The 5483-nt window shown below is 66.8% G+C and carries 5 protein-coding genes and 1 pseudogene; 5 read left to right on the top strand and 1 reads right to left on the bottom strand.

Features of this window, described 5'->3' with window-relative positions; all coding sequences use genetic code 11:
* Window positions 1-3: 3 nt before the first annotated feature.
* From lpxK to murB, 5 genes are read left to right on the top strand one after another with little or no spacing between them, the layout of a single operon-like run.
* Window positions 4-1005, top strand: coding sequence for a tetraacyldisaccharide 4'-kinase (lpxK, locus tag HP546_RS24950; RefSeq protein WP_172230905.1), 1002 nt, complete (start codon window positions 4-6; stop codon window positions 1003-1005).
* Between the two features lie 43 nt (window positions 1006-1048).
* A complete protein-coding gene (locus HP546_RS24955) occupies window positions 1049-1234 on the top strand; it encodes a Trm112 family protein (protein WP_003247142.1) in 186 nt (61 codons plus the stop codon).
* Complete coding sequence (gene kdsB, locus HP546_RS24960) at window positions 1231-1995, top strand: 3-deoxy-manno-octulosonate cytidylyltransferase (RefSeq protein WP_172230896.1); 765 nt, start codon at window positions 1231-1233, stop codon at window positions 1993-1995. Before HP546_RS24955 ends, kdsB begins: the two co-directional genes overlap by 4 nt.
* Window positions 1995-2459: a low molecular weight protein-tyrosine-phosphatase gene (locus HP546_RS24965; protein ID WP_172230899.1), complete on the top strand. Its 465-nt coding sequence runs from the start codon at window positions 1995-1997 to the stop codon at window positions 2457-2459. The genes kdsB and HP546_RS24965 overlap by 1 nt, the downstream gene beginning before the upstream one ends.
* Window positions 2456-3475, top strand: a complete 1020-nt coding sequence (gene murB / locus HP546_RS24970; RefSeq protein ID WP_172230902.1) for a UDP-N-acetylmuramate dehydrogenase — start codon at window positions 2456-2458, stop codon at window positions 3473-3475. The genes HP546_RS24965 and murB overlap by 4 nt, the downstream gene beginning before the upstream one ends.
* Window positions 3476-3579: 104 nt before the next feature.
* Here the strand turns inward: murB and HP546_RS24975 are convergent.
* Window positions 3580-5483: pseudogene (locus tag HP546_RS24975) on the bottom strand (ribonuclease E); the annotation flags it as partial.

Raw genomic sequence — 5483 nt, forward strand, 5'->3', positions numbered from 1 at the left:
CTGATGGCCTTCGCCGACCGCCTGCTCGCTGCCTGGTACGCCGGCCACCCGGCGCTGGCGCTGCTGCGCCCGCTGGAGGCGCTGTACCGCCGTGTGGTCACGGGCAAGCGGGCGCGTTTTCTCAGTGGTGAAAGCGCCAGCTACCGGGCGCCGGTGCCGGTCATCGTGGTGGGCAACATTACCGTGGGCGGTACCGGCAAGACGCCGATGATCCTGTGGCTCATCGAGCACTGCCGCCAGCAGGGCCTGAAGGTCGGCGTGGTCAGCCGTGGCTATGGTGCCAAGCCACCACAGCTGCCTTGGCGGGTGCGGGCTGACCAGCTGGCTGCCCAGGCGGGTGACGAGCCGCTGTTGATCGTGCAGCGCACCGGCGTGCCGCTGATGATCGACCCCGACCGCTCGCGCGCGGTGCAGGCACTGCTGGCCAGCGAACCCCTCGACCTGATCCTGTGTGATGACGGCATGCAGCACTACCGCCTGGCTCGCGACCTGGAGCTGGTGCTGATCGATGCTGCCCGCGGCCTGGGTAACGGCCACTGCCTGCCCGCCGGCCCCCTGCGTGAGCCTGCCGAACGTTTGCAAGACGCTGACGCGGTACTGTTCAACGGCGCCAGCGCAGACCGCGCCGATGGCTTCGGCTTCTGCCTGCAGCCCAGCGCGCTGGTCAACCTGCGCAGTGGCGAGCGCCGCGCGCTCGATTATTTCCCCGCCGGCCAGCGTCTGCATGCGGTAGCCGGTATCGGCAACCCGCAACGTTTCTTCAACACCCTGCTGGGGCTAAACTGGCAGCCGCTGCCGCACCCCTTCGCCGACCATGCGCAGTTCAGCGCCGAGCGCCTGGCTTTCAGCCCGCCGTTGCCGCTGGTGATGACCGAGAAGGACGCGGTTAAATGCCGGGCCTTCGCTGCTGACGACTGGTGGTACCTGGCCGTCGAGGCCCAGCCCACCGCGGCGTTCAGCGCCTGGTTCGACAGCCAGCTGCGGCGCTTGCTGCGCAAGCCCTGAGCTTTTTTCATTTTCCGGCCATCTGGCCTCAAGGAAGCCTCCAATGGACACCAAACTGCTCGATATCCTGGCCTGCCCGATCACCAAGGGCCCGCTCAAGCTCAGCGCCGACAAGACCGAGCTGATCAGCAAGGGCGCCGGCCTGGCCTACCCGATCCGCGACGGCATCCCGGTGATGCTGGAAAGCGAAGCGCGGACCCTGACCGACGACGAGCGTCTGGACAAATGAGCGTGAATTTCACTGTGGTGATCCCCGCCCGCCTGCGGTCCACGCGCCTGCCGGGCAAACCGCTGCTGCTGATCGCCGGCAAGCCGATGGTCCAGCATGTCTGGGAACAGGCGCGCAAAAGCGGCGCCAGCCGGGTGGTCATCGCCACCGACGACACCAGCATCTTCGAGGCCTGCCAGGCGTTTGGTGCTGAAGTGCTGATGACCCGTGTCGATCACGAGTCGGGCACCGACCGCCTGGCCGAAGTGGCTGCGCAGCTCGGCCTGCCCGCCGACGCCATCGTGGTCAATGTGCAGGGCGACGAGCCGCTGATCCCGCCGGTGATCATCGACCAGGTGGCCGCCAACCTGGCCGCTCACCCAGAGGCTGGCATCGCCACCCTGGCCGAGCCGGTGCATGAGCCGGAAACCGTATTCAACCCCAATGCGGTCAAGGTGGTCAGCGACAAGCATGGCCTGGCCCTGAGTTTCAGCCGCGCGCCGCTGCCGTGGGCCCGCGATGCCTTCGCCAATGACCGCAGCCAGTTGCCGCCGGGCGTACCTTACCGCCGCCACATCGGCATGTACGCGTACCGCGTCGGCTTCCTGCAGGACTTCGTCAGCTGGGGCCCGTGCTGGCTTGAGCAGACCGAAGCGCTGGAGCAACTGCGGGCCCTGTGGCATGGGGTGCGGATTCACGTCGAGGACGCCATCGAGGCGCCTGCCGTGGGCGTGGATACCCCGCAAGACCTGGAGCGCGTGCGGCGCTTGCTGGAGGCCTGATGCGCGTCCTGTTCGTGTGCCTGGGCAACATTTGCCGCTCGCCCACCGCCGAAGGCGTGCTGCGCCAGCAACTGCAAGCCGCCGGGCTTGCCGACCGGGTGCATGTGGCCTCGGCCGGCACCGGTGACTGGCACGTCGGCAAGGCCCCCGACAGCCGTACCTGCAAAGCCGCGCTGGCGCGTGGTTACGACCTGTCGCAGCAGCGTGCGCAGCAGGTCAAGGCGGCACATTTTGCCGAATATGACCTGATCCTGGCCATGGACGAGAGCAACCTCCGCGATCTGCGCGCCCTGCGCCCGCATACCTCGGCAGGTGAGCTTGACCTGTTCCTGCGCCGCTACGGTGCTGCACTGGATGAAGTGCCAGACCCGTATTACGGCGGTGCCGACGGTTTCGAGCAGGTGCTCGACCTGGTTGAAGCGGCCTGCCAGGCGCTGGTGCTGGAAATCAAGGGGCGGCTATGACAGTGCAGTGGCAGGAGCAGGTATCGCTCAAGCCGTACAACACCTTCGGCATCGACGTGAAGGCGCGGTATTTCAGCCAGGCGCACGATGACCAGCAAGTGCGCCAGGCCCTGAGCATGGCGCACCAACGGGGGCTGCCGGTACTGGTGATCGGGGGCGGGAGCAACCTGTTGCTGACCCGTGATATCGATGCGCTGGTGCTGCACATGGCCAGCCGCGGTCGCCGCGTGCTCAGTGATGACGGCGAACGTGTCGTAGTCGAGGCCGAGGCCGGTGAGCCATGGCATCCGTTCGTGCAGTGGACGCTGGCGCAGGGCTACTGCGGGCTGGAGAACCTCAGCCTGATCCCGGGTACGGTAGGGGCTGCGCCGATGCAGAACGTGGGTGCCTATGGGGTGGAGATCAAGGACGTGTTCGCCGGCCTGACCGCGCTGGACCGTGAGACCGGTCAGCTGCATGACTTCGGGCTGGCGGAGTGCGCCTTCGGTTATCGCGACAGCCTGTTCAAGCGCAGCCCGGGCCGCTGGTTGATCCTGCGTGTGCGGTTTGCCTTGAGCCGGACCTTGCGGGCGCACCTGGACTACGGCCCGGTGCGCCAGCGCCTGGCCGAGCAGGGCGTGACCCAGCCGACAGCTCAGGCGGTCAGTGATGCGATCTGCAGCATTCGCCGCGAGAAGCTGCCAGACCCGGCGGAGCTCGGCAATGCCGGAAGCTTTTTCAAGAACCCGGTGGTAGCGGTTGAGCTGGTCGAGCGTATTCGTGGCCAGCATCCGGGGGTGGTGGCTTATCCCCAGGCTGATGGGCAGGTGAAGCTGGCAGCGGGCTGGCTGATCGAGCAGGCGGGCTGGAAGGGCTATCGCGAAGGGGATGCGGGCGTGCATCGCTTGCAGTCTCTGGTGCTGGTCAACTACGGCCAGGCGAGCGGGGCGCAGATGCATGCGCTGGCGCTGGAGATCCAGGCGGATGTGCTGCAGCGGTTTGGGGTTGAGCTGGAGATGGAGCCTAATCTCTACTGATTCCTTGCCTGTACTGGCCTGTTCGCTGTTGCAGGCAAAACCCCCGGCCAAGAAAAAGCCCCGCCAGTTCGCACTGGCGGGGCTTTTTCATTCAGCCTTGGTTATCAACCGTGATGAGGCTTGTGCTCATCGGCGGCTTCCAGGGCTGGCTCCTCGGTAGTTACAGCAGCTTGCTGTGCGGCCTTGGCAGCAGCCTCGGCCTCACGCTTGCGGCGGCGCACTTCACGCGGGTCGTTCGGCGCACGGCCGTTAGACAGCATGACAGTGGCAGGCTCTACCACAGCAGGGGCTTCGTCAACTGCAGGCTCGACCACTGCAGGTGCAGGCTCGGCCACCACTTCTGGCTGGGCTTCGACAACCGGGGCAGCTTGCTCGGCAACCGGAGCGATTTCGATCACGGCCGGAGCCTGTTCGATTTCACCGGCTTCGACAGCGGGGGCTTCTGCCGGTGCTTCAACAGCCCCGGCTTCGGCAACAACGGTCGACTCGATCACCGGTGCTGCTTCGGCAGCCGGCGCTGGAGCCACTTCCACCACAGGCTCGGCAGTTGCCTCGACCACGGCGACAGGCTCGCTGACCGGTTGCTCCACAGCTGGGGCAACGGCGGCTTCTTCAGCCTTGGCGACCGCTTCGACCTGCTCGGCTTTTTCAGCCTGCTCAACCGGCTGGACGGCTTCGCTGTTGTCGGTTTCTGCAGTGGCAGCGACTTCGGCGGTGGCGCGCTCGGCCTGGTGATTGGCCTGGGCCTCGGCGTCGGCGCTGATATTGCTGCTGGCGACAGCAGCAGTGACGGCCAGGCCGGCGGCCAGTTCGGCACCCAGCTCGGTGGCCTGGTGCTGCTGTGGCTGCTCTTCGCTGCCTTCTTCGTCGCCGTCGATCAGCTCGCCATTGGCATTGCGCTGGCGTTCACGACGATTGCTGCGACGACGCTGGCCACGGGAGCGGCGACGCGGGCGCTCGCCATCGGTGCCTTCTTGCTCGTCTTGCAGCAGCTCTTCGTTCGGCAGTTGCTCTTCGGCCAGCTCGGCAGCCTGCTCGGCTGTACCTTCAGCGGCGCTTGGCTGACGCTCTTCGCGTGGTGGGCGCGGTGCACGTTCTTCACGTGGGGCGCGTTCTTCGCGGGGTGCGCGTTCTTCACGTGGTGCACGTTCTTCACGTGGTGCACGTTCTTCACGCGGCGCACGTTCTTCGCGTGGTGCGCGTTCTTCACGCGGTGCACGCTCTTCACGTTGTGCGCGTTCTTCGCGTGGAGCACGCTCTTCACGGGCTACACGCTCTTCGCGTGGCTGGCGTTCTTCGCGTTCGGCTGGTGGGGTGGCATCCAGCGGTTCACGCAGCTCGCGCACGCGCTCTTCACCGCGGTTGCTGCGGCGATCTTCGCGTGGCTGACGTGGTGCGCGTTCTTCACGCGGTGCACGTTCTTCACGTGGGGCACGTTCTTCACGCGGTGCACGCTCTTCACGTGGTGCGCGTTCTTCCCGTGGCTGACGCTCTTCGCGTGGAGCACGTTCGGCACGTTCTTCGCGCGGCTTGCGCTCTTCGTCGCGGCGGCCGTTGCGGTTGCGGCTTTGCTGGCGGCCGTTACGGCGTTCTTCGTTGCGCGGGCTGCGCTCGGCGGCCGGTTTTTCGGCGGCGGCGACAACCGGTGCGGCGGCGGGCTCGTCCTTGCCGGCGAACAGGCTGACCAGCGACTTCACCAGGCCCTTGAACAGGCTCGGCTCCGGAGCGCTCGGGGCTGGGGCGACGACGGGGGCGGCAGGCTGCGGCTCTTCAGCGGCGGCGGGAACCGGCGCGTTGGCGCGGGTCGGGGCAGTCTTGACCGCAGCTTCCTGGCGTACCAGGGTGCGAGTGGCGGTCGGCACCGGCGCCTCTTCGGTCTCGGCAGCCGCGATCTCGTAGCTGGACTGGTTGTTCAGCACTTCCGGGTTGTCGTCGCGCAGGCGCTGGACTTCGAAGTGCGGGGTTTCCAGGTGATCGTTCGGCAGGATGATGATGCGCGCACGGGTAC

The sequence above is a fragment of the Pseudomonas sp. CM25 genome, assembly GCF_013179705.1.
Taxonomy (GTDB): Bacteria; Pseudomonadota; Gammaproteobacteria; order Pseudomonadales; family Pseudomonadaceae; genus Aquipseudomonas.